General features: G+C 63.2%; 25 protein-coding genes. 11 read left to right on the plus strand and 14 right to left on the minus strand.

Annotation, left to right across the window (positions count from 1 at the left end):
- The first annotated feature begins 8 nt into the window (after positions 1-8).
- Positions 9-1190, plus strand: a complete 1182-nt coding sequence (locus AA098_RS15530; RefSeq protein WP_064614688.1) for a hypothetical protein — start codon at positions 9-11, stop codon at positions 1188-1190.
- 126 nt (positions 1191-1316) lie between these two features.
- On the opposite strand, the gene ilvA is transcribed toward AA098_RS15530, so the two are convergent.
- The 4 genes from ilvA to AA098_RS15550 all read right to left on the minus strand — a co-directional run bounded on the left by ilvA (position 1317) and on the right by AA098_RS15550 (position 5737).
- Complete coding sequence (gene ilvA / locus AA098_RS15535; RefSeq protein WP_082916906.1) at positions 1317-2876, minus strand: threonine ammonia-lyase, biosynthetic; 1560 nt, start codon at positions 2874-2876, stop codon at positions 1317-1319.
- Between the two features lie 179 nt (positions 2877-3055).
- Entirely contained in the window at positions 3056-3487 is a 432-nt protein-coding gene (locus AA098_RS15540; RefSeq protein ID WP_003253887.1) for a PACE efflux transporter, read from the minus strand.
- Between the two features lie 243 nt (positions 3488-3730).
- Positions 3731-5029 carry an ATP-binding protein gene (locus tag AA098_RS15545; protein WP_004577476.1) on the minus strand — a complete coding sequence of 433 codons (1299 nt, stop codon included), beginning with the start codon at positions 5027-5029 and terminating at the stop codon, positions 3731-3733.
- Positions 5030-5035: 6 nt separating this feature from the next.
- Positions 5036-5737: a response regulator transcription factor gene (locus tag AA098_RS15550; RefSeq protein ID WP_003253889.1), complete on the minus strand. Its 702-nt coding sequence runs from the start codon at positions 5735-5737 to the stop codon at positions 5036-5038.
- Between the two features lie 245 nt (positions 5738-5982).
- Here AA098_RS15550 and AA098_RS15555 point away from each other — a divergent pair, with 245 nt between their 5' ends.
- The 3 genes from AA098_RS15555 to mobA all read left to right on the plus strand — a co-directional run bounded on the left by AA098_RS15555 (position 5983) and on the right by mobA (position 10935).
- Positions 5983-7158 carry an efflux RND transporter periplasmic adaptor subunit gene (locus tag AA098_RS15555; RefSeq protein WP_003253890.1) on the plus strand — a complete coding sequence of 392 codons (1176 nt, stop codon included), beginning with the start codon at positions 5983-5985 and terminating at the stop codon, positions 7156-7158.
- Positions 7159-7169: 11 nt separating this feature from the next.
- Positions 7170-10298, plus strand: coding sequence for an efflux RND transporter permease subunit (locus tag AA098_RS15560; RefSeq protein ID WP_004577475.1), 3129 nt, complete (start codon positions 7170-7172; stop codon positions 10296-10298).
- A gap of 61 nt (positions 10299-10359) precedes the next feature.
- On the plus strand, positions 10360-10935 hold the full coding sequence (mobA, locus tag AA098_RS15565; RefSeq protein WP_004577474.1) for a molybdenum cofactor guanylyltransferase MobA: 576 nt from the start codon (positions 10360-10362) through the stop codon (positions 10933-10935).
- Positions 10936-11173: 238 nt separating this feature from the next.
- Here the strand turns inward: mobA and AA098_RS15570 are convergent, their stop codons facing one another.
- Positions 11174-12175: a bile acid:sodium symporter family protein gene (locus tag AA098_RS15570; RefSeq protein WP_064614690.1), complete on the minus strand. Its 1002-nt coding sequence runs from the start codon at positions 12173-12175 to the stop codon at positions 11174-11176.
- Between the two features lie 107 nt (positions 12176-12282).
- Between AA098_RS15570 and ampC the strand changes: the two genes are divergently transcribed.
- Both ampC and AA098_RS15580 read left to right on the plus strand, forming a co-directional pair.
- Positions 12283-13425, plus strand: coding sequence for a class C beta-lactamase (gene ampC / locus AA098_RS15575; RefSeq protein ID WP_060545039.1), 1143 nt, complete (start codon positions 12283-12285; stop codon positions 13423-13425).
- Positions 13426-13725: 300 nt separating this feature from the next.
- A complete protein-coding gene (locus AA098_RS15580) occupies positions 13726-14058 on the plus strand; it encodes a hypothetical protein (RefSeq protein ID WP_003253895.1) in 333 nt (110 codons plus the stop codon).
- A gap of 46 nt (positions 14059-14104) precedes the next feature.
- Here the strand turns inward: AA098_RS15580 and AA098_RS15585 are convergent, their stop codons facing one another.
- The 6 genes from AA098_RS15585 to AA098_RS15610 all read right to left on the minus strand — a co-directional run bounded on the left by AA098_RS15585 (position 14105) and on the right by AA098_RS15610 (position 18144).
- Entirely contained in the window at positions 14105-14416 is a 312-nt protein-coding gene (locus AA098_RS15585) for a hypothetical protein (protein WP_010953779.1), read from the minus strand.
- Positions 14417-14557: 141 nt separating this feature from the next.
- On the minus strand, positions 14558-14746 hold the full coding sequence (locus tag AA098_RS15590) for a hypothetical protein (protein WP_003253897.1): 189 nt from the start codon (positions 14744-14746) through the stop codon (positions 14558-14560).
- A 138-nt stretch (positions 14747-14884) separates the two neighbouring features.
- A complete protein-coding gene (locus AA098_RS15595; RefSeq protein WP_003253898.1) occupies positions 14885-15205 on the minus strand; it encodes a YbjQ family protein in 321 nt (106 codons plus the stop codon).
- A 70-nt stretch (positions 15206-15275) separates the two neighbouring features.
- A complete protein-coding gene (locus AA098_RS15600; protein WP_003253899.1) occupies positions 15276-16160 on the minus strand; it encodes an EamA family transporter in 885 nt (294 codons plus the stop codon).
- A gap of 162 nt (positions 16161-16322) precedes the next feature.
- Positions 16323-17078 (minus strand): class II aldolase/adducin family protein, encoded by a 756-nt coding sequence (locus AA098_RS15605; RefSeq protein WP_003253901.1) that lies wholly within the window; start codon positions 17076-17078, stop codon positions 16323-16325.
- Positions 17079-17100: 22 nt separating this feature from the next.
- A complete protein-coding gene (locus AA098_RS15610; protein WP_064614692.1) occupies positions 17101-18144 on the minus strand; it encodes an ABC transporter substrate-binding protein in 1044 nt (347 codons plus the stop codon).
- A 173-nt stretch (positions 18145-18317) separates the two neighbouring features.
- On the opposite strand from AA098_RS15610, the gene AA098_RS15615 reads away from it, so the two are divergent.
- From AA098_RS15615 to AA098_RS15625, 3 genes are all read left to right on the plus strand, one after another.
- Entirely contained in the window at positions 18318-20270 is a 1953-nt protein-coding gene (locus AA098_RS15615) for an FAD-dependent oxidoreductase (protein WP_004577469.1), read from the plus strand.
- Positions 20271-20309: 39 nt separating this feature from the next.
- Positions 20310-20909, plus strand: coding sequence for a helix-turn-helix domain-containing protein (locus AA098_RS15620; RefSeq protein WP_003253904.1), 600 nt, complete (start codon positions 20310-20312; stop codon positions 20907-20909).
- 80 nt (positions 20910-20989) lie between these two features.
- Complete coding sequence (locus tag AA098_RS15625) at positions 20990-22192, plus strand: NAD(P)/FAD-dependent oxidoreductase (RefSeq protein WP_064614694.1); 1203 nt, start codon at positions 20990-20992, stop codon at positions 22190-22192.
- 68 nt (positions 22193-22260) lie between these two features.
- On the opposite strand, the gene AA098_RS15630 is transcribed toward AA098_RS15625, so the two are convergent.
- Complete coding sequence (locus AA098_RS15630; RefSeq protein ID WP_003253906.1) at positions 22261-22872, minus strand: FMN-dependent NADH-azoreductase; 612 nt, start codon at positions 22870-22872, stop codon at positions 22261-22263.
- A gap of 134 nt (positions 22873-23006) precedes the next feature.
- On the opposite strand from AA098_RS15630, the gene AA098_RS15635 reads away from it, so the two are divergent.
- A complete protein-coding gene (locus AA098_RS15635) occupies positions 23007-23909 on the plus strand; it encodes a LysR substrate-binding domain-containing protein (RefSeq protein ID WP_003253907.1) in 903 nt (300 codons plus the stop codon).
- The gene (locus AA098_RS15640) at positions 23902-24261 is read left to right on the plus strand and encodes an MmcQ/YjbR family DNA-binding protein (RefSeq protein ID WP_012052560.1); all 360 of its coding nucleotides are present in this window, start codon (positions 23902-23904) and stop codon (positions 24259-24261) included. Before AA098_RS15635 ends, AA098_RS15640 begins: the two co-directional genes overlap by 8 nt.
- Positions 24262-24319: 58 nt before the next feature.
- Here AA098_RS15640 and AA098_RS15645 read toward each other — a convergent pair whose 3' ends face one another.
- Both AA098_RS15645 and AA098_RS15650 read right to left on the minus strand, forming a co-directional pair.
- A complete protein-coding gene (locus AA098_RS15645) occupies positions 24320-24733 on the minus strand; it encodes a DUF1294 domain-containing protein (protein WP_003253909.1) in 414 nt (137 codons plus the stop codon).
- Positions 24726-25556 carry an undecaprenyl-diphosphate phosphatase gene (locus AA098_RS15650; protein ID WP_003253910.1) on the minus strand — a complete coding sequence of 277 codons (831 nt, stop codon included), beginning with the start codon at positions 25554-25556 and terminating at the stop codon, positions 24726-24728. The genes AA098_RS15645 and AA098_RS15650 overlap by 8 nt, the downstream gene beginning before the upstream one ends.
- Positions 25557-25616 lie beyond the last annotated feature (60 nt).

Here is a 25616-nt window from a genome sequence, read left to right on the forward strand (position 1 = left end):
GCTGCTTCATGCGAATCATCGACAAAACCGCCACCCAGGTGCGCAGCCTGACCCCCGCTGAAGAGGAACTGCTGGTCGGCTTTGCCACCGGCAGCCTCGCCGGCCCGCGCCTGCTACAGGCCAACCAGCTACTGATGAAAGTGCGCAACGCCAACCAGTGGCTGGCTTGCGACTGCCGCAACGATGCCTTGCCGGTGCTCAACGTCACCCTCAACGGCAGCACCGGTACGCTCTTCCTCAAGAACAACCCGGGCACTGCCGAGCACGCGCCAGGCTGCCCGTTCACCAAGGACGAGCGGGAAGCCGCCGAACGCGAAAACGACCCCGCACCACCCGCCGCCTGGCTGCCACCCGACACCCCCTTGCGCCTGATCAGCGACTTCCGTGCTGGCACGGCCGGCGCCGTCGGTGATGGCAACGACAGACGCGAACAGCAGCGCCTGCTGTCACTGCTGCTGACCTGGATTGAAACCAGCGGGCTCAACCTTTACGCCACCCACCTGAAAAAAGACCTGACCACGCAGTTTGCCGAGTTGCGCAGCGTGGCCAGCCGCTATCCGCTGCTGGAGCGGGTGCCCGCCAGCAACTACCTGGAAACCCGCCTGGACATGAAGCACATGATGATGCTCAAGTCCCGTCTGCGCGAGGCCTCTGTGTTTGGCAACCACCGCCGCCACGGCCTGCTGTTGGACTGCGTCGACCAGATCAAAGGGCGCAAGCTGCTCAACAACCGCAGCGAGGACGGCTTCGACTTCCAGGGGCATCACCTGTACTGGGGCGGAAGCCGCACCACCGGGCCGTTGCTGGCGTTGATGATCTACTCGCCGACCAGCGCCGGCAGCCATTTCTATGAGTTGATCCATGTGGCCAGTGTGCCCGTGCTGTCGCGCGCGCACCTGTTCCCGGTGTACCGCGATGAAGAACGCGAGCCGCTCAAGGCATTGGTGTCGCTGATCGACTGGATGGCCAGTAAAGGGGTGAAAGTGCAGATGCGTCGCCCCGTGATCGGTGGGCAGGTGATGGATGAACTGGTGCTGACCTCGGACCAGGACCGGGTGTTGTCAGTGTCGCTGCTGGAACAGCCCATCGGCCCCGAGCCGGATACCGAGAACTTCAAGCGCTACGCCGACTTCAAAAGCCTTGAAACGTTCCGCAAGTTCGTTGCCGGCTTTTTCATGCGCGAGCGTTGAAACCCACGCGTTGGCTCGCGCAGTTTCTTGCAGGAGATCGCCCTGCCCTTTGGACGGGGCGATCACGCTGCGAACAAAGGCGGCAAGCAAGCGGCTAGACACGCCTGCATTGGCCGCACAGGTGCCTCAGCCCAGGAACAGCTTGTACGCCGGGTTGTCAGTCTCGTCCCAATACCGATACCCCATCTCGTCCAGCGTCAACGGCAAGCTCGCCAATTCGTCCGCTGGCACTTCCAAAGCAGCGAACACCCGCGCCTCCGCCGCACCATGGTTGCGGTAATGGAACAGGCTGATGTTCCAACGTTTGCCCAACCGCTCCAGAAACCCCAGCAACGCCCCTGGCCGTTCGGGAAACTCGAAGCGCAGGACCCGCTCATCAGCCCCTGACGCGGCATGCCCGCCCACGGTATGGCGCACATGCAGCTTTGCCAGCTCGTTGTCGGTCAGGTCCAGCACGCTGTACCCCTGCTCCCGCAAGCTGGCCAGCAACTGCTCACGTGGGTCGTGCACCGGGTGGGTCTGCACGCCCACGAACAGGCGCGCCTCCTTGCCAGGGTAGAAGCGGTAGTTGAATTCGGTGATCTGCCGCTTGCCCAGTGCCTGGCAAAAGGCCCGGAAGCTGCCCGGCTGTTCCGGAATTGTCACGGCGATGATCGCCTCGCGCTGCTCACCCAGCTCGGCCCGCTCGGCCACGTGGCGCAAGCGGTCGAAATTGACGTTGGCCCCGGAGTCGATGGCCACCAGGGTCTGCCCCTGCACACCTTCACGCGCCACATACTTCTTGATCCCGGCCACGGCCAAGGCCCCGGACGGCTCGGTGATCGAACGGGTGTCGTCGTAGATATCCTTGATCGCCGCGCACAGCTCGTCACTGCTCACCGTCACCACCTCGTCGACAAAGTGGCGGCACAGCTCGAAGCAATGGGCGCCGATCTGCGCCACCGCCACGCCATCGGCAAAGGTGCCGACCTGCGGCAGGATCACGCGTTCGCCGACGGCCATGGCAGCCTGCAGGCAGTTGGAATCCACCGGTTCGACGCCGATCACCTTCACCTCAGGGCGCAGGTACTTCACATAGGCGGCGATCCCGGCGATCAACCCACCACCGCCCACGGGCACAAAGATCGCGTCCAGCGCCCCCGGGCGCTGACGGAGGATTTCCATGGCCACGGTACCCTGCCCGGCGATCACATCCGGGTCATCGAACGGTGGCACGAAGGTGGCGCCTTCGCTGTCGGCCAGCTTCAGTGCATGGGCCAGCGCATGCGGGAAGCTCTCGCCATGCAGCACCACATGCCCGCCGCGCGAACGCACACCTTCCACTTTCAACGATGGCGTGGTGGTAGGCATGACGATCGTTGCTTTGATACCCAGATGCGATGCCGCCAAGGCCACGCCCTGGGCATGGTTGCCCGCCGAAGCGGTGATCACCCCGCGCTCACGCTGCACATCGGTCAGACGCGACAGGCGAGTGTAGGCACCGCGAATCTTGAACGAAAACGTAGGCTGCAGGTCTTCGCGCTTGAGCAACACCTGGTTGCCCAGGGTGGCAGACAAGGCCGGGGCCGCTTGCAGGGGCGTTTCGATGGCCAGGTCGTACACCGGCGCGGCAAGAATGCGCCGCACCTGCTCCGACAGCAGTTGCTGGGGGGTGACGGTAGTACGAGGGACACTGAAGCTGGTCATCGATGACTCCTTGGCTATTTTTACGTTGCCCAGGAGTCAGAGAGAAAAACCCGCCTCCAGGGCGGGTTCGGTGCACGTACGCGCTAGCCCGCCAAACTGATAATGGCGGTAATAATAATGGCGTTCACGTGCGGGAATGTGTTCATGGGTAGGAACTTAGCCTGCCTCACAGCCAGAAGTCAACACTTGGCCTGCTGCGCCGAAAGCGGCACATCGAACACCTTGTCGAAGCCCCACTGGAAGACAAAGGCGTAAACGAAGAAGAACACGAACAGCGCCAGGTTGGTCAGCAGTGCCGCCCACAGGCTCACGTCCAGCCAGTACGCCACCAGCGGCAGCAGAATCACCACCAGCCCACCCTCGAAACCCAGCGCATGCAGCAGGCGCCGTAAAAAGGTGCGCTCACGCTTGTGCTGGCGCGCTTCCCAACGTTCGAACACCCAGTTGTAGCCCATGTTCCAGCTCATCGCGATACCCGACATCAGCACCGAGAGCACGGTCGACTGCGCCATGCCGGCGCCGAACGCCAGCTCCAGCGCAGGCGCCACACAGGCGACGGCGATGGCCTCATAGAGAATGGCCTGGACGATCTTGCGGGCCTTGCCTTGCATGTTCAGCTCCCTGAATAAACGACCTGTAAAGCTACAAGATGTAGCCCCCAAGAAAAAGCCCGAACGCTGGACAACTTCGCGCTTGGCTACCCGGCTGTGAGGTGAAGCGTTCGCGATAGGCGTTGAAGGGCTGGACCCGCTGGGGCCGAGCAGCGCGTGGCGGCGCCGTCCCTGCCCAGGTGTTGCAGGAAGCCAAGACCGCTTTGCGTTGTGATCAAGCCAGCTGGCAGAACAGGCGAAACATCATCCGGCGGGCAAACGAATCCTGAACTGCGCCCCACCCAGCGCCGACTGCGCCAGGGTCAAGGTGCCACCCTGCCCCTCGATCGCCCGACGGCTGATGGCCAACCCCAGGCCAAAACCACCGGTGTTGCGATCGCGACTGCGGTCCAGACGGTAGAACGGCTGGAACACCCGCTCGCGCTCCTCCACAGGGACGCCAATCCCGTCATCCTCCACCGTCAGCAAGCAGGCGCCATCGGCTTCCAGGCGCAAGCGCAGCAACAGGCTTTCATCGCAGTAGCGCATGGCATTGCGCACCAGGTTCTGCACCGCGCGCGCCGTCAGCCGCGGGTCCAGTACAAAGCGCGGCAACTCACCCTCGGCCCGCACTTCCCAATGGATACCCCGGCCATCGAGCTCCTCGGCAAAGCCGCCAAGCACACTGTCGACCAGCTCCAGCAGCGATACCTCCACCCGCTCCCGCGCCTGATCGGCGTTGTACAACCGGCTGTAGGACAGCAGCTCCAGCACCAGTTCATCCAGCTCGCGCACATGCCCGACCAGCTCCAGCAGGCGCTTGCGGCTGGCTGGCGGCACTTCGTCGAACAGCAGCACCAGGCCGAAGTCCAGCCGGGTCAGTGGCGTGCGTAACTCGTGCGATACCGCATTGAGCAGTTCACGCTGCTGGTTGACATGGCGTTCCAGGTCACTGGCCATGGTGTCGAATACCCCGGCCAGCTCACCAATGTTGGAGTGAGGCGAAATGTGCGTACGCTCAGCCATCTGCCCCTGGCCCAGGCGCCGAGCGGTCTCCTTGAGGCGCTCCAGATCACGCCAGTGCGGCCATACCCACAGCAGCAGGCAGCCCAGCATGGCTGCACCAATCAATACGGTCACGCCCCACGACAGCACGTTGATGTCCAGCGGGTCCGGCGGGGAATGCAGGCGTACCAGCCACTCCTTGTCCAGCGGCGCCAGCACCGTCTCGTAATAGCCCCACTCGGCAATGCGCACTGCGTACAGCCCCTGCGCCAGGCGCGCCTGCTCCTCATCGCTCAAACCGGCCTGATCCCTGCGCAGCAGCTGCAGCTCCAGCGGCGCGAAATCACTGGCCAGTTCCTGCTCCACCGCTGGCCACTGCTCGCGCGGGGCCTGGCGGAACTGGCGCACGATCAACGCCTGTACGCCCTTGGCCTGGTCCAGGTTGTAGGCCATGAACCGGTCGCGGAACAGGCCGACAATGGTGTCAGGGATGAACAGCAATGCGCCGGCGTAGGCGACGATGATCACCAGGTACAACCGCACCAGGATCTTGAGCATGGCCGATCAGCACTCCCACTCGACACGGCTGAACAGGTAGCCCTTGCCCCACACGGTCTTGATCTTGCGCGCTTCGCCGGCGTTGTCGTCGAACTTGCGCCGCAGTTTGGAAATGGCCACGTCAACGGAGCGATCGGTGCCATTGAACTCGATGCCACGCAGTTGTTGCAGGATACGGTCGCGGTTCATCACCTCACCGGCATTGCGCGCCAACACCACCAGCAGGTTGTACTCGCCGCTGGACAGCTCCACCTCCTCGCCGCGCCAACTCACCGTGCGCTCGGCCAGGTCGATGCGCAGGCCACCAATCAGGATCAGGTCGTTTTCCAGGCGCGGTTCGTTGACACTGCTGCGGCGCAGCAGCGTGCGCACGCGGGCCAGCAGCACGCGTGGCTCACAGGGTTTGGTCACGTAGTCGTCGGCCCCCATTTCCAGGCCAAGCACCTGGTCATGGCTGTCGTCGCGGGCCGTCAGCATGAGGATTGGCAGGGTCTGCGACTCCTGGCGCAGCAGCCGGCACAGCTGCAGGCCATCGATGCCCGGCAGCATCAGGTCAAGGATGACCAGGTCAGGCCTTTGCCGACGGTACTCGTCCAGTACATGGTCGCCCCGGGCGATCACCTGGACATGGAAGTCGTTACGTTGCAGGTAGCTGGCGATCAGCTCGGACAGGGCGCTGTCGTCCTCGACCAGGAAAATGTTCGGCATAGGTGCTTGGGCGTCTGGGTTGAAGTAAGCCTGTGGCGAGCACTTCGCGGGTAAACCCGCTCCTGCAGGTCCCCGTAGGAGCGGGTTCACCCGCGAAGAGGCCAGCACAGGCCCATGCAGAATATAGAACCCAACCACTCGACAGGACCATTCTTCACACTTTTTCACACTCGTCCTACAGGTATTAACAGCCGCCCAGCCAGCGTCTGCCTTAGCATATACACGGTCATCATCGGAAGATCCGCATGCCTACTACCCTCTCCCCGTGCCTGCGCCCGTTGGCGCTCATGGCATTGCTGAGCCTGTCCCTGGCCGGTTGCAGCGACAGCGCCGAGCCAGACGAACAGGCACCCACTGCGCAAGTGCGCGTGGAAACCCTGCAACTGCAGCCACTGGCCATCAGCAGCGAACTCAGCGGCCGTATCCTCGCGCCACGCACCGCCGAAGTGCGTGCGCGGGTCGCAGGCGTGGTGCTCAAGCGGGTGTACCGCGAAGGCAGCGACGTCAAGCAGGGTGATGTACTGTTCCTGATCGACCCGGCACCGTTCAAAGCCGACCACGACAGCGCCCGCGCCACGCTGGCCAAGGCCGAGGCCACCCGGTACCAGGCGCGCCTGCAAGAGCAGCGCTACCGCGAGCTGGTCGACGACAAAGCCGTCAGCCGCCAGGAATACGACAACGCCAAGGCCAGTTTCCTGCAGGCCGATGCCGAAGTGGCCGAAGCCAGGGCGGCGCTGGAGCGCGCCCGGCTGAACCTCGGCTATGCCACCGTGACCGCGCCGATCTCCGGCCGTATCGGCCGCGCCCAGGTCACCGAAGGCGCGCTGGTCGGGCAAAACGAAACCACCCCGCTGGCGACCATCCAGCAGCTGGACCCGATCCATGCCGATGTCACCCAGTCTACCCGTGAGCTCAACGCGCTGCGCCGCGCCCTGCGCGCTGGCGAATTGCAGCAGGTGGGCGACGGCCAGGCACGCGCCACGCTGATCCAGGATGACGGCAGCGCCTACCCGCTGCCGGGCAAGCTGCTGTTCTCCGACATCAGCGTCGACCCCAGCACCAACCAGATCACCCTGCGCAGCGAGTTCCCCAACCCGGACCTCGACCTGTTGCCTGGCAGCTACGTGCGGGTACGCCTGGAGCAAGCGGTGCAACCCAAGGGCCTGAGCGTGCCGCAACGCGCCATCCTGCGTGACAGCGCCGGTGTGCCGAAGGTGCTGGTGGTAGACCAGCACGCCCGGGTCAGCGACCGCCAGGTTGTACTGGGCAGCGCCCAGGGCGACCGCTGGGTCGTCAGTGAGGGCCTGGCGGCCGGCGAGCGGGTGGTGGTCGAAGGGCTGCAGCACATCAAGGCCGGTGACCAGGTGCAGGTCGACAACGCACCCGCTGCCCCGCCCATCGCACAGCATACCGGCCAGTGAGGGCCTGATTCATGCCGCAATTCTTCATCGATCGCCCGGTATTCGCCTGGGTGGTCGCACTGTTCATCCTGCTGGCCGGCGCGCTGGCCATCCCGCAGCTGCCGGTGGCCCAGTACCCCAACGTGGCACCGCCGCAGGTGGAAATCTACGCCGTGTACCCAGGCGCCTCGGCGGCGACCATGGACGAAAGCGTGGTCAGCCTGATCGAGCAAGAGCTCAATGGCGCCGACAACCTGCTGTACTTCGAGTCGCAGAGCAGCCTGGGCAGCGCCACCATCACCGCCACCTTCGCCCCGGGCACCCACCCGGACCTGGCCCAGGTCGACGTGCAGAACCGCCTGAAGGTGGTCGAGTCGCGCCTGCCACGCCCGGTCACCCAGCAGGGCCTGCAGGTGGAGAAAGTGTCCACCGGCTTCCTGCTGTTGGCCACCCTCACTTCCGAAGACGGCAAGCTCGATGAAACCGCGCTGTCGGACATCCTGGCACGTAACGTGATGGACGAAATCCGCCGCCTCAAGGGCGTCGGCAAGGCCCAGTTGTATGGCTCCGAACGCGCTATGCGCATCTGGATCGACCCGCGCAAGCTGATTGGCTTCAACCTCACGCCCAACGATGTGGCCGAAGCCATCGCCGCGCAGAACGCCCAGGTGGCCCCTGGCAGCATCGGCGATCTGCCCAGCCGCAGCACCCAGGAAATCACCGCCAACGTGGTGGTCAAAGGCCAGTTGAGCAGCCCCGAAGAGTTTGCTGCCATTGTCCTGCGTGCCAACCCGGACGGCTCCACGGTCACCATCGGGGATGTCGCCCGGGTTGAAATCGGCGCCCAGGAATACCAGTACGGCACGCGCCTGAACGGCAAACCGGCCACGGCCTTCAGCGTGCAGTTGTCACCCGGCGCCAACGCCATGGAAACCGCTACCCTGGTACGGGCGAAGATGCAGGACCTGGCGCGCTACTTCCCGGAAGGCGTCAAGTACGACATCCCCTACGACACCTCGCCGTTCGTCAAGGTGTCGATCGAGCAGGTCATCAACACCCTGTTCGAAGCCATGCTGCTGGTGTTCGCAGTCATGTTCCTGTTCCTGCAGAACCTGCGCTACACACTGATCCCGACCCTGGTCGTGCCAGTGGCATTGATGGGCACCTTCGCCGTGATGCTGGCCATGGGTTTCTCGGTCAATGTGCTGACACTGTTCGGCATGGTACTGGCCATCGGCATTCTGGTCGACGATGCCATTGTGGTGGTGGAGAACGTCGAACGCATCATGGCCGAAGAAGGCTTGCCGCCCAAGGACGCCACACGCAAGGCCATGGGCCAGATCAGCGGTGCAATCGTCGGCATCACGCTGGTGCTGGTGGCGGTATTCCTGCCCATGGCGTTCATGCAAGGCTCGGTGGGGGTGATCTACCAGCAGTTCTCGCTGTCGATGGCGGTGTCGATCCTGTTCTCGGCGTTTCTCGCCCTCAGCTTGACCCCGGCATTGTGCGCCACCCTGCTCAAACCCGTGGCCAAGGGCGAGCACCATGAACGCAAAGGCTTCTTCGGCTGGTTCAATCGCCGCTTCGAACGCATGAGCAACGGCTACCAGCGCTGGGTGGTGCAGGCGCTCAAGCGCAGCGGCCGCTACCTGCTGGTGTACGCGGTGCTGCTGGCGGTGCTGGGCTACGGTTTCAGCCAGCTGCCTACGGCGTTCCTGCCCACCGAAGACCAGGGCTACACCATTACCGACATTCAACTGCCGCCGGGCGCCAGCCGCATGCGCACCGAACAGGTAGCCGCGCAGATCGAGGCGCACAACGCCGAAGAACCAGGCGTGGGCAACACCACCTTGATCCTCGGCTTCAGCTTCTCCGGTAGCGGGCAGAACGCGGCGCTGGCCTTCACCACCCTCAAGGACTGGTCCGAGCGCAGCGCCGACGACAGCGCCCAGTCGATCGCCGACCGCGCGACCATGGCCTTCACCCAGCTCAAGGACGCGATAGCCTATTCGGTGCTGCCGCCCCCCATCGACGGGCTCGGTGAGTCTACCGGTTTCGAATTTCGCCTTCAGGACCGTGGCGGCATGGGCCACGCCGAGCTGATGGCAGCCCGTGACCAGTTGCTCGAAAGCGCCAGCAAAAGCAAGGTGCTGACCAACGTGCGCGAAGCCTCGCTGGCGGAAAGCCCGCAGGTGCAACTGGAAATCGACCGCCGCCAGGCTAATGCACTGGGCGTGTCGTTTGCCGATATCGGCACGGTGCTGGACGTGGCCGTAGGCTCCAGCTACGTCAACGATTTCCCCAACCAGGGCCGTATGCAGCGGGTGGTGGTGCAGGCCGAAGGTGACCAGCGCAGCCAGGTTGAAGACTTGCTGAACATTCACGTGCGCAACGACAGCGGCAAGATGGTGCCACTGGGTGCGTTCGTTCAGGCCAGGTGGGTCAGCGGCCCGGTGCAACTGACCCGCTACAACGGTTACCCGGCGGTGTCGATCTCTGGCGAGCCAGCCGCCGGCTACAGCTCGGGCGAAGCCATGGCCGAAGTCGAGCGGCTGGTGGCGCAGCTACCGGCCGGTACCGGCCTGGAATGGACCGGCCTGTCATTGCAGGAGCGGCTGTCCGGTAGCCAGGCCCCCCTGCTGATGGCGCTGTCGCTGCTGGTGGTGTTCCTGTGCCTGGCTGCGCTGTACGAAAGCTGGTCTATCCCGACTGCGGTGCTGCTGGTCGTTCCGCTCGGCGTGCTCGGTGCGGTGCTGGCGGTGACCTTGCGCGGCATGCCCAACGACGTGTTCTTCAAGGTTGGCCTGATCACGCTGATCGGCCTGTCGGCGAAGAACGCCATCCTGATCATCGAGTTTGCCAAGCATCTGGTAGACCAGGGCGTGGACGCCGTCGACGCCGCCGTGCAAGCGGCCCGCCTGCGCCTGCGGCCGATCGTGATGACTTCGCTGGCGTTCATCCTCGGCGTGGTTCCACTGGCCATCGCCAGCGGCGCAAGCTCTGCCAGCCAGCAAGCGATTGGCACCGGGGTGATCGGCGGCATGCTCAGCGCCACGCTGGCGGTGGTGTTCGTGCCGGTGTTCTTCGTGGTGGTGATGCGCCTGTCACAGCGACGCCAGGCGCATGACAGCGACGGGCAACCCGTGCCCCGCGAAAGCTGACTGGACAAGCCCCGCGTGAAATGGGAGGGTTCCCGGCAATGACTGCCCGGAACCCTTTTTCATGCCTGATGCACTCCCCCCCTGCTCAATCCTCGTTCTCGCCGGTGGCCGCGGCCAGCGCATGGGCGGCCGTGACAAGGGCCTGGTGGACTGGCAAGGCGAGCCGTTAATTGCACATGTTCATCGCGCGGTGCGGCCACTGAGCGACGACTTGGTGATTTCCTGCAATCGCAACCAGGCGGCTTACCGAGCATACGCCGACCAGTGGGTGGGCGATGCAGAAGCCGACTTCCCCGGGCCGCTGGCGGGGGTGATTGCCGGGCTCAAGGTGGCACGTCATGCGTGGGTGGTGTTGCTGGCCTGCGATGCCCCCCTGGTTGATCGCGACTTGATCGAAGACCTGCTGCGGCTGGCAGTGGCCGGTAACAGCGCGGCAATGGTGCGTCAGGGTGGTTTTTGGCAGCCGATGTTCAGCGTGCTGCCCAAGCGGGTGTTGCCGGTGCTGGAGCAGGCCTGGGCAGCGGGTGAGCGGAGTTTGCAGAAGGCCTTGCTGCGCGAGGCGGTGCAAGGGCTGGAGTGCGCCGAGAGCGATCGCCGGCTAAGCAACTTCAACAGCCCGGAACGGCTGCAAGACTGAGGGCATGACACCGCCCCCACAGGTAAGCCACAACACTTCAGAACTGTGGTGACTTTGTAGGAGCGGGTTTACCCGCGAATACGGCGGCGGCTGCAACGGTGAACGGCGGGTGGAAACTGGCCAGCAGGCACGGCCTCTTCGCGGCCATCAACCATTTAATACGACCAAGCTTTTCAGCGCTGAGCACCGCAGAAAAGCTTGACCGCCAACAGTGTATCTAATGGGAACGCAAAGGCGCTCACGACACCGCCGAAGCCTCCACCTCCTGCTCGCGGCTTGCATAACGCTGCGCCAGCACAGCACACACCATCAGCTGTATCTGGTGGAACAGCATCAGCGGCAAGATCATCGCGCCGATGCCACTGCCCACGAACAACACCTGGGCCATGGGCACACCCGTAGCCAGGCTTTTCTTGGAGCCGGCAAACAGGATGGTGATGCGATCCTCAAGGTCGAAGCCCAGCGCCTTGCCAAGCAAGCGGGTGCCAAACAGCACCACTGCCAGCAGAATTGCGCACACCACGAACAACCCCGCCAGGTGCTGCGGCGATACGGTGTGCCACAGCCCGGTAACCACGGCCTCACTGAAGGCGGTGTACACCACCAGCAGGATCGAACCCTGGTCCACCACTTTGAGCGAGCGCGCATTGCGCTTGACCCAGGCGCCGATCCAGCGCCGCGCGACCTGCCCGGCAACGAACGGCACCAGCAGCTGCAACGTGATCTTCAACACCGCATCCAGGCCGGAACCTGTATCACCACCGGCCCCCAGCAGCAGCATCACCAGCAACGGGGTGAGGAAGATACCCAACAGGCTAGAGGCCGCCGCGCTGCAGATGGCGGCCGGCACGTTACCGCGGGCCAGCGAGGTAAAGGCAATGGCCGACTGCACGGTTGCAGGCAAGGCACACAGGTACAGGATGCCCAGGTAAAGCTCGTTACCCACCAGCGGTACGAACAGGGGTTTGAACGCCAGGCCCAGCAACGGGAACAATACGAAAGTACAGGAGAACACCAGTAGATGCAGGCGCCAGTGCCCGGCACCAGCAATGATGGCTTCACGGGACAGTTTGGCGCCATGCAGGAAGAACAACAGGCCGATGGCCAGGTTGGTCAGCCAGCCGAAATACACCGCGCCATCGCCCGCGCAAGGCAGCACGGTGGCGATGAGTACTACACCGAGCAAGGCCAAGGTGAAATTGTCAAATAACATGCGCAAATACTTCATCACTGTATCCATCTTGTCATGGTGGCTGGGCAGACGATAAGGTCTTTGGCTCTCCGTCGCTAACGCCGGAACCCCGAGCGGTATCGCTCAACGGACACGTTCCACAAAAAGGACTCACCATGCTCCGCCCACGTCTGGCTGCACTTGCAGCCGCCATTACCCTTGCCTTGGGCCATGCCAGCGTCCAGGCCGCCGACCAGTTACAGGCCAAGGTCGACCAGATCATCCGCCCGCTCATGCAGGAACAAGGCATCACCGGCATGGCTGTGGCCATCTATGCACGCGACCACGCGCATTACTTCAGTTACGGTGTGGCCAGCAAGGCCGACAACGTACCGGTCAGCCGCGATACGCTGTTCGAAATCGGTTCGCTGAGCAAGACCTACACTGCCACCCTGGCCGCGCTTGCCAGCGCCGAGGGCAAGCTTGACCTCGAGGCCCCGGCCAAGCGCTATCACCCGGCACTGGCCGGCGTCCCCATCGGCGACGCGACGGTGCTGGAACTGGGCGCTTATAGCGCCGACTGCCTGCCACTGCAGTTCCCCGACACCGTGCAAACACCGCAGCAGGTAGTCGATTTCTTCCGCCACTGGCAACCTCGCGCCAAACCCGGCACCCAGCGCTGCTACTCCAACCCCAGCCTGGGGTTGTTCGGTGACCTGGCTGCCCGTGCGCAGCATGAACCGTTTTCCACGCTGATGAGTGAGGGCCTGCTGACGAAGATGGGCCTGAAAAATACCTACCTTCAGGTTCCGGCCAGCGCCCAGGGGCTTTATGCCCAAGGGTATGACGCCGACGACAAGCCGGTGCGTGTAGGGCCCGGCCCCTACGCCGATGAGGCCTACGGCATCAAAACCAGCGCCAGCGACCTGCTGCGCTATGTGCGGTTGCACATGCAGCCGCAGGGCCTGCCACCGGCCCTGGTGAAAGCCACCGCCATTACCCAGCAGGGCTATTTCCAGGTTGGCGGCATGACGCAAGGCCTGGGCTGGGAACGCTACCCCTACCCGGTCACGCTGAGCACATTGATCGATGGCAACAGCCCACGGCTGATCCGCGAACCGCAGGCCACCACTCGCTTGCAGCCGGCCCTGCCCGCGCTACCGGCAGCCTGGTACAACAAGACCGGCGCCACCAACGGCTTCGGCGCGTACGCCGCGTTCGTGCCGGCAGAACAGCTGGCAGTCGTGCTGCTGGCCAATCGGAATTACCCCAACCAGGCGCGGGTGCAAGCCGCCTTCGACATCCTTTCCGGCTTATAACGCTCGCGTTGATTGTCGGACAAAACGACAGAATGTAGTGAGCAAAAATATTCACTACAAAATGGTTGACGCCGTTCATCGCGCTTGGGCATGATGAAGCCGTCTCCCCGATCGGGAGCGGTGGCAAGGGTGTTCCAGACGGCCTGCGCGGTAACGCAGGCCGTCCGTGGAGAGGGAAACTGTCCAAAAGGCAGCGTGAGAAAGCCCCTGTTGCGATGCTGCTGTAGCAGCCTTGGTAGTGCGCTACACCGTGATAGCGCCAACTGTGAAAATCACCTATGAATGGGTAATGGGGGCTTTATGATGAACTTGAACAACAATCCGACTATCGACCAATTGGCCCAGCTGTTCGCCGTGCGCAAGGACAGCCTTGACGACCATTTGCTGTGGGTTAGCCAAACCGGTGAAGTGCGCCTCGATCGCCTGCCACCGAACACCGTCGAAGATGAATTTGAAGAGCACCTGCCCAGCATGCGTGCCCGCTTCAAGGTCTACCGCCGTGGCCAAGGCTACGTCGGCAAGAAAGCCGCCGCCGACACCGAATTCGTTGGCCGCGTGCTGCAGACCCTGCAACAAGAATGGCCCGCTGCCCGTGAGCAGCAGGCAGTCAAGGTGATCGAACCGCTAAATTGAGGGTTCGCACCCTTACCAGAGCCCGGCCCGCATAGGCCGGGCTTTTTCATGCCTGGCGCCGCTGCAGACGGGTTTCCGGCAAAGGCAAGGCGCCTGTTGCCATCGCCCGGGCGCGGTCGACACCCCACACCAGCGCACGGGTCATGGTCTCGCCCGGCAGCGCAGGGTAATACTCTTCCAGCAACGCCCGCCCATCCCCGGCGTACAACCCCAGAAACAGCTGCGTCGCCCCCAGGCGCGACAAGCGCACCTGCACGTCCAGTGTGGTGCCGTCGCTGAGTGCTTCGTCGTGGCAGCGGCTGTGCAACTGTGCGTCGGCCCACTGCCAATAGGTTTCTTCCCTGACTCGCATGAGCATTCAATCCTCCGTTGCTGGAATGCCGCGTCAGAAAACCACAGGCCGGGCCATCCGGCGAGCGCTACCGGGCAATACCATGAGGCGGATCAACGAATGGCAATAAAAACCCCGCCGTTGGGCGGGGCGTGTGCAGACGCGGGATCACTTCTTGAGCGGTACCCGCGGCATGAAGCGGCCTTTTTTGCTGCGCTGCAAATGTGCAGGCTGGAGCTGTTCGGAATCATCCAGCGTCATGTGGGCGAAACCCAGGCGAAATGCCGCCTGGCCGCAACGCACCTGGCTGTTGATCGGGAACGCGTCGTTCAGGTCTTCGAAAAAGGATTCGCTCATGCCCAGTCTCCCTCCAGTGGCGGTCGCGTCGGCAACCAGACAAGTTGCCCAGGAAACGCGGCCTGTGAAAATGAGACTAGCTGGTCATTTGCGGACCGACCGGACAAGAACCTTGCAGCCGACCAATGGCAAAAGGCTTTACTTCAGGCGTACTGCCGTGCCGGTGGCAAATACCACAACCATGCCGCCCTGTACCGACGGCATGCTGATCTCAAAATCCACCCCCACTACCGCATCGGCTTGCAACTGTCGTGCCCGGGCCTTGAGTTCTTCAGTGGCCTGCTCCCGGGCCTCGCGCAGCGCGCTTTCCAGGGTTTGTGAGCGGCCACCGAAAAAGTCGCGAAACCGTGTAAAGAAATCGCGCACGAAGTTGATGCCCTGCACCGATTCGGAACTGACCACGCCCAGGTATTCGGCAATCGGGCGGCCTTCGAGCTGGCTGGTGGTGGAAATGATCATGGATGCGCTCCGTTGGCCTGGCAAAAAGAGGCCGATTCTAACAGAGCGCAGGTCGGCGGATTTAAGCGCTTTACGCGTTGGCAGCCCGCAAACGCTGACCGATGCGCGCACCGAATACATTCACCAGCAGGCCGGCCATCACCAACAATGCGCCCCAGCCCTGCGTAGCGGTCAGGCGCTCTCCCAGCAGCAACGCCGACGAACTCAGGCCAATCACCGGTACCAACAGCGAGAACGGCGCCACTTTGCCTGCCGGATGACGCGACAGCAACTTGCTCCACAGGCTGTAGCCGAGCATGGTGGCCACAAAGGCCAAATACGCCAGGGCCAGCACCGAACTCCAACTGATATTGGCCAAGGCATGGCCAATGCGCTCGGGGCCTTCGAGCCACCAGGACAGTGCCAGGAATGGCAGTGGCGGGATCAGCCCACCCCAGATCACCAACGCGACCAGGTCGACCGAGCCGAACCGCCGGGTAATGATGTTGCCCAGGCCCCACATTGCACCGCCACACAGGGTCAGCACCAACGCCAGCATGGGCACATGGCCGCCGTCTTCGCTGCCGATCAGTGCCAAGCCGCCGGCCGCCACCAGCAGCCCCAGCACGCTGGCCAGGCGCAGCCGCTCACCGAGAAACAACGCCGCAAAACCGAGGGTGAAAAAGGCTTGCGACTGCAGGATCAACGAAGCCAACCCTGGCGGCATGCCGCTGTACATGGCCTGAAACAGGAACGCGAACTGGCCCAGTGAAATGGTCGCACCGTAAGCGATCAGCCAGCGCCACGGCAGTTTGGGCCGCCTGACCAGCAAGATCGCCGGAAACGCCACCAGCAAGAAACGCAATGCCCCCAGCAACATCGGTGGCAGCCCGTCGAGGCCAACCTTGATGACCACAAAGTTGACGCCCCAGGCGACAATCACCACCAGGGCGATAAGCAGGTCCTTGAGTGGCATTGCGACTTCCTTCTGCAGGCTTTTTAGACATATTTCGTTACAGCATAACGGTACTCCTTGAGAAGGGACCAGCACAGTTGAAACCAATGGTTGCACTACAGTGACTGTTCCGTCTGCCCGCTGTCGTTTGGACGACTAACTGCCAAATCAGCAAGCACAGGTTCAATCCTGATAACCAGGCGCCACCTTTTCCAACATTCGCAACAACGCCGCCCACGCCAATTGCAGCGCATCCGGGTCGGTCAGTTCCCCCTGCTTCAACCCTCTCTCCGGCGCGTTGAACTGCCGTTCGGTACGCACGCACACTTCGGTCGTCGGCAATATCAGTTGCCCAGCACTTTGCGCCGCCAACTGGATCTCGCAAGCCTTCTCCAGGTAGTACATGCGCAAGAAGGCTTCAGCCACACTGCGCCCCGTGGTCAACAGGCCATGGTTGCGCAGCATCATCACCGGCTTGTTGCCAAGGTCGACCACCAGCCGTTGCTGTTCATCCATGTCCAGCGCGACGCCCTCGTAGGCGTGGTAAGCCACATTGCCGTAAAACTCCATGGACATCTGGTTGACCGGCAGCAGGCCACATTCCAGTGCGGCCACCGCGCAACCTGCGCGGGTGTGGGTGTGCAGCACGCACTGGGCATCCTCGCGGGCAGCGTGAATGGCACTGTGAATGACGAACCCGGCCGGGTTGACCGGGTGACGGGCAGCCCCCACCGGCCGCCCCTGCAGGTCGATCGTCACCAGGCTGGACGCTGTGATCTCCTCGAAGAGCAGGCCATACGGGTTGATCAGGAAATGGTGCTCCGGCCCAGGCAGGCGCAAGGAGATATGCGTGAAGATGAGATCGCTCATGCGAAAGTGCGCGATCAGCCGGTAGCAGGCAGCCAGCTCCCGACGCAGGCTTAGTTCCGTTTCAGTCATCTTGTTGCCCCTTTACTGAGCGCTATTTGCTGGCCCAGGCGTTGAAGCGTTGCTCCAGTTCTTCGCCATGATCGACCCAGAATTCCACGTTCATGGCCAGCGCCCCTTGCAGGTTCTGTGGCGAAGTGGGTACCCAGTTGGCCAGCGCCGGGTCAAGCCTGGCCGCAGCTTGGGTATTGGTTGGCCCATAGGGGATTTGTTGTACATACCGCACCTGGGTATCCGGCTGATTGGCATAGGCAATCAGCCGCTTGGCCTGGTCGACATGCCGCGAGCCTTTGATGATCGCCCAATAGTCCATACCGTACAGGCTGCCAGGCCATACCACGGCCAACGGGCTGCCCTGCTGCGCCGCCACCGCAATTCGTCCGCTGTAGGTGGAGGTCATCACCACGTCACCGGCTGCCAGCCATTGCGCGGGTTGAGCGCCGGCGTCCCACCACTGGATATGGGGTTTGAGTTCGCTGAGTTTGGCGAAGGCCCGCTCGACACCTGCCGGCGTGGACAATACCCGGTATACGTCCTCGACCTTGACCCCGTCAGCCAACAGCGCGAATTCCAGGTTGTACACCGCACGTTTGCGCAGGCCGCGCTTGCCAGGGTACTTGTCGACGTCCCAGAAGTCGGCCCACGACGCCGGCGCCTGGGCCAGCTTGCTGCGGTCGTAGGCAATAGCCACGCTCCAGACCAGCGCGGCCGACCCACAATCCTGTGCGGCTGCCGGGATCAGTTCGGCGGCATGGCCCAGGCGCTGCCAGTCCAGGTGCTCGTAGATCCCCTCGTCGCAGCCGCGCATCAAGTCAGGGCCTTCGATCTGCACCACATCCCAATCGACGTTGCCGGTGTCTGCCATGACCTGGATCCGCGCCATTTCACCGTTGTATTCACTCTGGATCAGCTGGCTGCCGTCCTGGGCAATGAAGGGCTTGAAAATCGCCTCATCCTGGGCCTTCTGGCCCGCGCCGCCATAACCGACCACAACCATCTGCTGCGCAGCTTGCGCAGTGCTCAGGCCAAGGGCCAGCAAGGCTGCACAAAGGCCGGTCACACGTGGATATAGCTGCATCGTAGTTTCCTCCTGGCGGTGCCCGACGGGCCCGTTTTCTTGTTGTTTTGAGGTCACACCCTCGCCATGCGAGTGAGGAAAACCTAGACAGACGCCAGTAAAAAAACAAGTTGATTTTTTACTATCGCTACACTTTGATAGAAAAATAACAACACCGTACCGGAGCCGCCTGTATGCAGACCGCCTTCCCACACTTGTTCGAGCCCTTGCAGATCCGCGGCAAACGTTTGAAAAACCGCATCATGTCCACCGGGCACGACACCTGCCTGCCCACCGACAACCTGGTCAACGACAAACTGATCGCCTACCAGCGCGACCGCGCTGCCGGCGGCGTTGGCCTGATCGTGCTGCAGGTCGCCGGGGTGCACGACAGTGCCCGCTACACCTCGCATGTGCTAATGGCCACGGACGATGCCTGCATCGACGGCTACCGCCAGCTTGCCGAGGCCTGCCACGCGCACGGCACCGTGGTGCTGTCGCAACTGTTTCACCCCGGGCGGGAGATCATGGAATCGGCAGACGGCCTGTTGGCGGTAGCCTACTCGGCCTCTGCGGTGCCCAATGAGCGCTTCCGGGTGATGCCACGGGCGCTGGACCAGGCAATGATCGACGAAATCGTCCAGGGCTATGCCGGCGCCGCACGCCGCCTGCACCAGGCCGGCCTGGATGGCGTCGAGGTGGTGGCCAGCCATGGCTACCTGCCCGCGCAGTTTCTCAACCCCCGGGTGAACCTACGCAGTGATGGCTACAACGGTGACCTGGATCAGCGCCTGAGGTTCTTGCGCGAAGTGCTGGCCGCGGTGCGCGCCGCCACCGATGAGCAGTTCATCATTGGCCTGCGCATCAGCGCTGACGAGCGCGACAGCCAGGGCCTGAGTGAAGACGAGTCACTGGCTGCTGCCGTGGCCTTGCAGGGCCAACTCGACTACCTGCATATCGTCGCCGGTACCTCGGCCTCGCTGGGTGGCGCGGTCCATATCGTGCCACCAATGGCCATCGAACCGGCGTACCTGGCCCGCGAGGCTGGCACCTTCAAGCAACAGCTGGCTATCCCCCTGTTCGTCACCGGGCGCATCAACCAGCCCCAGGAAGCCGAGCTGATCCTGGCCCGCGGCCAGGCTGATGTGTGCGGCATGACCCGGGCGCTGATCTGCGATCCGTCGATGCCAGGCAAGACCGAACGCGGCCAGGTCGAAGACGTGCGCGCCTGCATCGCCTGCAACCAGGCATGCATCGGCCATTTCCATCGTGGTTTGCCCATTTCCTGCATCCAGCGCCCGGAAACCGGGCGTGAGTTGCAGTATGGGCACCTCACGCCCACTTCCTCGCCCAAGCGCATAATGGTCGCCGGCGGCGGGCCTGCCGGCATGAAGGCCGCCGCCGTGGCCGCCGCGCGCGGGCACCAGGTCACGCTGTACGAGGCGGGCCCGCAGCTCGGTGGGCAGGTGCTGCTGGCCCAGCTACTGCCACGGCGTAGCGAGTTCGGGGGTGCCAGCACCAACCTTCAACGGGAAATGGCCCTGGCAGGCGTAGAAGTGGTGCGCAACACCCGGGTCGACCGCGCGCTGGTCGAACGTGAGCGCCCTGATCTGGTCATTGCCGCTACCGGCGCCACCCCCTACTGGCCGGCGTTCGAGCGTACCGGCGAGCTTCAGGTAGTGGACGCCTGGCAAGTGCTGCGCAATGAGGTGAAACCGGGGCGTTCGGTGCTGGTGATCGACTGGCGCTGTGACTGGATCGGCCCCGGTATCGCCGAACGCCTGGTGCGCGAAGGTCATCAGGTCCAGTTGGCGGTCAACGGCACTCATTGCGGCGAGAGCCTGCCGCTTTATGTACGTGACCAACTGGCCGGCGAGCTGCATCGCCTGGGTATCCCTGTCACCCCATACGCACGCCTGTATGGCAGCGACGACAACACGGTGTATCTGCAGCACACCGCCAGCGGCGATCCGATGATCTTCGAAGGCATCGACACCCTGGTGCTGTGCATGGGGCATCAACCGCAAGACCGCCTGGCCACTGAACTGGCAGGTGTGGTGGACGTACGGCGGATTGGCGACTGCCTGGCGCCGCGCACAGCCGAAGAAGCGATTCACGATGGCCTGACGGTTGCCTGGGCACTCTGAGGCTGTACATACTGCGGCTTTTGCGATGGACCGACGCGCATGAGCCAACCCTCCCAGCCCACCGCCAGCGAACCCGGGGGCGCCGCGCCGCAGTTCCTCGGCACCCGCATCCGCGGCCTGCGCAAGCGCCGCGGCATGACCTTGGCGGAGCTGGCCGCACACAGTGAACTGACCGCAGGCTACATCAGCCAGCTGGAGCGCAACCTCTCCTACCCGTCGATCCCGGCGCTGTTCAATATCGCCCGCAGCCTGGGCGTGACCATCCAGTGGTTCTTCGCCAGCGAAGCCACCACCGCGCCCGAAGACCAAGGCTATGTGGTGCGACGCAACAGCCGCCTGAGCGTGCATTACGAAGATGGCATCGTCGATCAACTGCTCACTCCCCAGCCCAACCGCCAGCTGGAGATGCTGCACTCACGTTTCCCGCCAGGTACTTACAGCCAGCAAAGCTACAGCCACGACGGCGAAGAAGCCGGTTACCTGCTCAGCGGCACGTTTGAGCTGTGGGTGGGCGAGCGGCATTTCCAGCTGAGTGAAGGCGACAGCTTCAGCTTCTCGAGCCATGAACCCCATCGCTACGGCAACCCCGGTGAAGTGGATGCCGTGGTGATCTGGGTGATCACACCGCCAACATTCTGAAGCACTCCGGCAAGCACTGGTAACACCGTTGACCGGCAATACGGTCTACCTTGTCCACCGAACTTCAAAGGAGCACAACCATGAAGCAGATCCTGATCATTGGTGCGGGCTTTGCCGGCCTGTGGAGCGCACTCAGCGCCATCCGCCAGCTTGACCTCAACGGCAGCAAGGGCGTCGAGGTCACCTCGCTCGCGCCCCAGGCTGAACTGCATGTGCGTCCGCGCTTCTACGAGCCAGACGTGCATACCCTGGCCGCACCCCTGCAGGCGCTGTTCGACGCTGTCAATGTCCGTTTCGTGCAGGGCACGGCATACCACATCGATGAAGCGGCCCGCCGCGTGGGCTATCGCACCCGCAGCGGCACTCGCTGCACCCTGCCCTATGACCGTCTGATCATGGCCTGCGGCAGTGAGCTCGAGCGCCCTGACATGGTCGGCATCGAGCATGCCTTCGACGTCGACAAGCTCGACAGCGCCGCACGCCTGGAAACCCACCTGAAGTCACTGGCCAGCCTGCCGAACACGCCGGCACGCAATACCGTGGTGGTAGCCGGGGGCGGTTTTACCGGCATCGAGACGGCCACCGAATTGCCGGCCCGCTTGCGCGCGATACTGGGTGAAGACGCCGCGTTGCGCATAGTGGTAATCGACCGCGGCGCCAGGATTGGTGCAGCCTTGGGTAACGGCATTCGCCCAGCCATCGAGCAGGCATGCGAGGCCCTGGGCGTGGAGTGGGTTTGCGGTGCCACGGTGGTTTCGGTAGACCCTGCCGGTGTGCAGTTGGACAACGGCCAGCGTATCGACGCCAGCACGGTGGTCTGGACGGTTGGCTTCAAGGCCAACCCGCTCACCGAACAGATCAGCGGCGAGCGCGACAACCGCGGCCGCTTGCATGTCGATGGCAACCTGAAGGTCAAGGGCAATGATGCCGTGTATGCAGCTGGAGACGTGGCTTACGCCACCTGTGACGAGCTTGGCAATCATGCCGTGATGTCGTGCCAACATGCGATTCCGCTGGGGCGCCATGCGGGCAACAATGCCGCTGCCGAGTTGCTTGGCGTAGCACCAATGGCTTACAGCCAGCCCAAGTACGTGACGTGCCTGGACCTGGGGGCCTGGGGCGCGGTGTACACCGAAGGATGGGACCGTGAGGTTTCGCCACCGGAGGACAAGGCCGAAGCCAAGGCGCTGAAGCGCCAGATCAATTCAGTGTGGATTTATCCGCCAGCGGCCGACCGTGCAGCAGCCTTGGCAGCAGCTGATCCGCTTATTCCGGTAGCCTGAACGCTTCTACAGGTTGGAGTGGCCTTGTCCCTCGACAGGGCCACGCTTGCAACCAACCGCTCCCTTGATCAGGCAGCCGCAAACAGCTCGTTGGCAATCTGCGCCTGTGCAGCATCGATCGCCTGGCTGCGCTGCTCCGGGCCATAGGCCAGGCCGTGGGCCCGGACGATTTCCAGGTCGGTAATACCGATGAAGCCCAGGAACACTTTCAGAAAGTCTTCATGCCCGGCGCCAGTCGGCTGGCCAGCGTGCAGGCCACCCGCGGTGGAAACCAGCACCACTTTCTTGTTGCCGCACAGGCCTTGCGGGCCGGCTTCGGTGTAGCTGAAGGTCTTGCCGGCGACGGCCACACGGTCAATCCAGGCTTTTAGCTGGGTCGGCACGGTGAAGTTGTACATTGGCGCGCCAATCACCACGGCATCGGCAGCCAGAAACTCTTCGAGCGTCTCGGCGCTCAGCTTGGCTTCGAAAGCCTGGGCCGCGTCGCGTACGTCTTCAGGGGTGCCTGCAGCGACCAGGGTGGCGGCGGAGAAGTGGGCAATGGCATCGGCAGCCAGGTCGCGGTAAACCACCTCAACGCTAGGGTCTGCAGCCTTCCAGGCTTCGACCACTTCGCGGCTCAGCTGACGCGAGGCGGAATTGTCGCCCAGGATGCTCGAATCGATGTGCAACAGTTTCATGGGACTCTCCTGTGAGTGAAGACCGCATCTGTGGGCGATCACGATGGGGAGAATCCTATCGAAGTGATCAATAGCTGATAAGTAAGCAAAAATGCGTTAGTTTGTCCCACAGATGGAACAGTGAGACATTCCCCATGCAAGACCTCAACGACCTCTTCTACTTCGCGCGCGTCGTCGAAGCCGGCGGATTTGCCGCCGCCGGGCGCCAGCTGGGCATCCCCAAGTCGCGCCTGTCGCGGCGTATCGCCGAGCTTGAAGAGCGCCTGGGCACACGCCTGTTGCAGCGCACCACCCGGCAACTCAAGCTCACCGCAGTAGGTGAACGTTACTTGCATCATTGTCAGGCCATGCTGCTGGAGGCCGAAGCCGCCGACGAAACCGTGGCCAGCATGAGCAGTGAACCGCGCGGGCGTTTGCGGGTTTCCTGCCCGGTGGCACTGGCACACGCCTTCCTGCCGGATGTGATCAGCCGCTTTCTCGAGCAGTACCCGCTGGTGCAACTGGACATGGTATTGCTCAACCGCCGGGTCGACCTGATTTCCGAAGGCATTGACGTAGCGTTGCGCGTACGCGACCTGGGCGACGAAGACCCGGCCCTGGTCACCCGCCGCCTGCGCCAGGCACAAATGCAACTGGTGGCTGCACCCGGTTTTGCCGACCACATTCGCGAACCGGGCGAGCTGGCATCATTGCCCGTGCTGGGCGCAGCCGAAGCGGATCGGCTGGTACACTTCCGCCTGTTCGGCCCCCATGGCAAGCAGCAGGAAATAGCGCTGGAGCCACGCTTGGCGATCGATGATTTCGTAGTACGTAACGCTGCTGTACGTGCCGGGCTGGGGTTCACTGCGCTGCCCAGCATGTTCTGTGAAGAGGAACTGGAACGCGGCGAACTGGTGCGCCTGCTGCCAGACTGGTCGCTGCCGGGTGGCTACCTGCAGGCGGTTTACCCACACCGGCGCGGCCTGCTGCCTGCGGTCCGAGTGTGGATCGATCACCTGGCGGCGTCATTCGAGGCTTGTGGAGAGCGGTATGTCTGAACGGAAGATGAGCGAGGCCCAGGTGGCGGCATTTTGCCTGAGCCTGCCGGGGGCGCGGGAAGACTACAAATGGGGCGGCATCCGAGTGTTTTCGGTGGCCGAAAACAAGATGTTCGCGGTGCTCGACCTGGCGGGTGCCGGGTTGTCGTTCAAGGTAGCCGACGAGCTGTTTCTGGGTTATTGCGATCGCCCCGGGATACGGCCGGCGCCTTACCTGGCGCGGGCGCGATGGGTCAGCATGGCGCCGCCCTACCCCATGGGGCGTGATGAACTGTGTGATGTGTTGCAGCGGTCGCACCAGCTGGTCGTGCGTCGGTTGCCCAAGCGGTTGCAGGTGGGGTTGGTCATGTGATCTACCTGTACCGGCCCTTTCGCGGCATTACCCGCAAAGAGGCCGGCACAACTGCACATCAACCAAGGGGCAGATAACGCCCGTCAAGAAACAGCCAGTCTGCCCAGAACACCTGGTGCAGCAGCACAATCCCCCAGCACACCAACTGGAACGACACCTTGCGGGTCTTGTGCCGAAACAGCTGCTGCGCCAACAGCGCCCCCGGCCAACCACCGAGCAACTCGCTGGCATGCAGCACTTTCTCGGGTGTACGCCAGGCCTGGTTACGTGCCTGCTGCTTGTCCTGCCAATACAGCAACAGGCTGATCAGGCTCATGGCCGGGTACAACGCCAACGGCCACCAGGCCTGATCGTTCCAGGCCATGCGCGCCGCCCCCAGGCCGGGCAACAGGCAAAGCACGCCCAACAGCAGCAGCTTCAGGCGCACATTGCGCACGCCTTCAGCCCGTTGCCCACGAAGCGCCTCAGCCATGTGCCGTGGACCAGTCAACCCAACCGAACTGCCAGGTCGCCAGAATGAACAGGCCGAACACAATGCGATACCAGGCAAATGCCGCGTAACTATGGTTGGCAATGAACTTGAGCAACGCCCGTACGGCAATCATGGCGAAGATGAACGAAGTCACGAAGCCGAGCGCGAACACCGGCAGATCGCCGGGCTGGAACAAGTCACGGTATTTATAGCCCGAATATACCGCCGCACCGACCATGGTCGGCATTGCCAGGAAGAACGAGAACTCGGTCGCTGCCTTGCGCGACAGGCCGAACAGCAGGCCACCGATAATGGTCGAACCGGAGCGCGACGTGCCCGGGATCATCGCCAGGCACTGGATGAAGCCTATTTTCAGCGCATGGCTCCAGCGCATGTCGTCCACATGGTCCACCTCCACGCGGTGCTCACGGCGCTCGGCCCAGAGCATGATGACGCCCCCCACCACCAAAGCCGCCGCCACGGTGACGGGGTTGAACAGGTATTCGTGAATAAGGTCGGCGAACAGCACACCCAGGACCACCGCCGGCATGAACGCCAGCAGCAGGTTGCCCGTGAAGCGGCGCGCCTTGGGCTGGTGGGTCAGGCCGAAGACCACTTCGAAAATCTTGCTGCGAAACTCCCACACCACCGCCAGGATTGCCGCCAGCTGAATGATGATGTTGAAAGCCATGGCCCGTTCGCCGCCAAAACCGATCAGGTCGGCGACGATAATCTGGTGACCGGTACTGGAGATCGGCAGAAACTCCGTCAGCCCTTCGACCACGCCTAAGATGATTGCCTGGAAGGCAGTCCAAAAATCCATCATTCCCCCGGATGGAGCGCTGCTTGTCGCAGGCCCCTTGTTCTTGATTTGCTTGAAATT

This window comes from Pseudomonas sp. JY-Q (assembly GCF_001655295.1).
GTDB classification, from domain to species: Bacteria; Pseudomonadota; Gammaproteobacteria; order Pseudomonadales; family Pseudomonadaceae; genus Aquipseudomonas; species Aquipseudomonas alloputida.

Bases quoted from the DNA above. Each gene is read 5' to 3' on its own strand.
- AA098_RS15530 (WP_064614688.1), top strand. From the start codon at position 9: ATGCGAATCATCGACAAAACCGCCACCCAGGTGCGCAGCCTGACCCCC.
- ilvA (WP_082916906.1), bottom strand. From the start codon at position 2,876: ATGACCAGCTTCAGTGTCCCTCGTACTACCGTCACCCCCCAGCAACTG.
- AA098_RS15540 (WP_003253887.1), bottom strand. From the start codon at position 3,487: ATGCAAGGCAAGGCCCGCAAGATCGTCCAGGCCATTCTCTATGAGGCC.
- AA098_RS15545 (WP_004577476.1), bottom strand. From the start codon at position 5,029: ATGCTCAAGATCCTGGTGCGGTTGTACCTGGTGATCATCGTCGCCTAC.
- AA098_RS15550 (WP_003253889.1), bottom strand. From the start codon at position 5,737: ATGCCGAACATTTTCCTGGTCGAGGACGACAGCGCCCTGTCCGAGCTG.
- AA098_RS15555 (WP_003253890.1), top strand. From the start codon at position 5,983: ATGCCTACTACCCTCTCCCCGTGCCTGCGCCCGTTGGCGCTCATGGCA.
- AA098_RS15560 (WP_004577475.1), top strand. From the start codon at position 7,170: ATGCCGCAATTCTTCATCGATCGCCCGGTATTCGCCTGGGTGGTCGCA.
- mobA (WP_004577474.1), top strand. From the start codon at position 10,360: ATGCCTGATGCACTCCCCCCCTGCTCAATCCTCGTTCTCGCCGGTGGC.
- AA098_RS15570 (WP_064614690.1), bottom strand. From the start codon at position 12,175: ATGGATACAGTGATGAAGTATTTGCGCATGTTATTTGACAATTTCACC.
- ampC (WP_060545039.1), top strand. From the start codon at position 12,283: ATGCTCCGCCCACGTCTGGCTGCACTTGCAGCCGCCATTACCCTTGCC.
- AA098_RS15580 (WP_003253895.1), top strand. From the start codon at position 13,726: ATGATGAACTTGAACAACAATCCGACTATCGACCAATTGGCCCAGCTG.
- AA098_RS15585 (WP_010953779.1), bottom strand. From the start codon at position 14,416: ATGCTCATGCGAGTCAGGGAAGAAACCTATTGGCAGTGGGCCGACGCA.
- AA098_RS15590 (WP_003253897.1), bottom strand. From the start codon at position 14,746: ATGAGCGAATCCTTTTTCGAAGACCTGAACGACGCGTTCCCGATCAAC.
- AA098_RS15595 (WP_003253898.1), bottom strand. From the start codon at position 15,205: ATGATCATTTCCACCACCAGCCAGCTCGAAGGCCGCCCGATTGCCGAA.
- AA098_RS15600 (WP_003253899.1), bottom strand. From the start codon at position 16,160: ATGCCACTCAAGGACCTGCTTATCGCCCTGGTGGTGATTGTCGCCTGG.
- AA098_RS15605 (WP_003253901.1), bottom strand. From the start codon at position 17,078: ATGACTGAAACGGAACTAAGCCTGCGTCGGGAGCTGGCTGCCTGCTAC.
- AA098_RS15610 (WP_064614692.1), bottom strand. From the start codon at position 18,144: ATGCAGCTATATCCACGTGTGACCGGCCTTTGTGCAGCCTTGCTGGCC.
- AA098_RS15615 (WP_004577469.1), top strand. From the start codon at position 18,318: ATGCAGACCGCCTTCCCACACTTGTTCGAGCCCTTGCAGATCCGCGGC.
- AA098_RS15620 (WP_003253904.1), top strand. From the start codon at position 20,310: ATGAGCCAACCCTCCCAGCCCACCGCCAGCGAACCCGGGGGCGCCGCG.
- AA098_RS15625 (WP_064614694.1), top strand. From the start codon at position 20,990: ATGAAGCAGATCCTGATCATTGGTGCGGGCTTTGCCGGCCTGTGGAGC.
- AA098_RS15630 (WP_003253906.1), bottom strand. From the start codon at position 22,872: ATGAAACTGTTGCACATCGATTCGAGCATCCTGGGCGACAATTCCGCC.
- AA098_RS15635 (WP_003253907.1), top strand. From the start codon at position 23,007: ATGCAAGACCTCAACGACCTCTTCTACTTCGCGCGCGTCGTCGAAGCC.
- AA098_RS15640 (WP_012052560.1), top strand. From the start codon at position 23,902: ATGTCTGAACGGAAGATGAGCGAGGCCCAGGTGGCGGCATTTTGCCTG.
- AA098_RS15645 (WP_003253909.1), bottom strand. From the start codon at position 24,733: ATGGCTGAGGCGCTTCGTGGGCAACGGGCTGAAGGCGTGCGCAATGTG.
- AA098_RS15650 (WP_003253910.1), bottom strand. From the start codon at position 25,556: ATGGATTTTTGGACTGCCTTCCAGGCAATCATCTTAGGCGTGGTCGAA.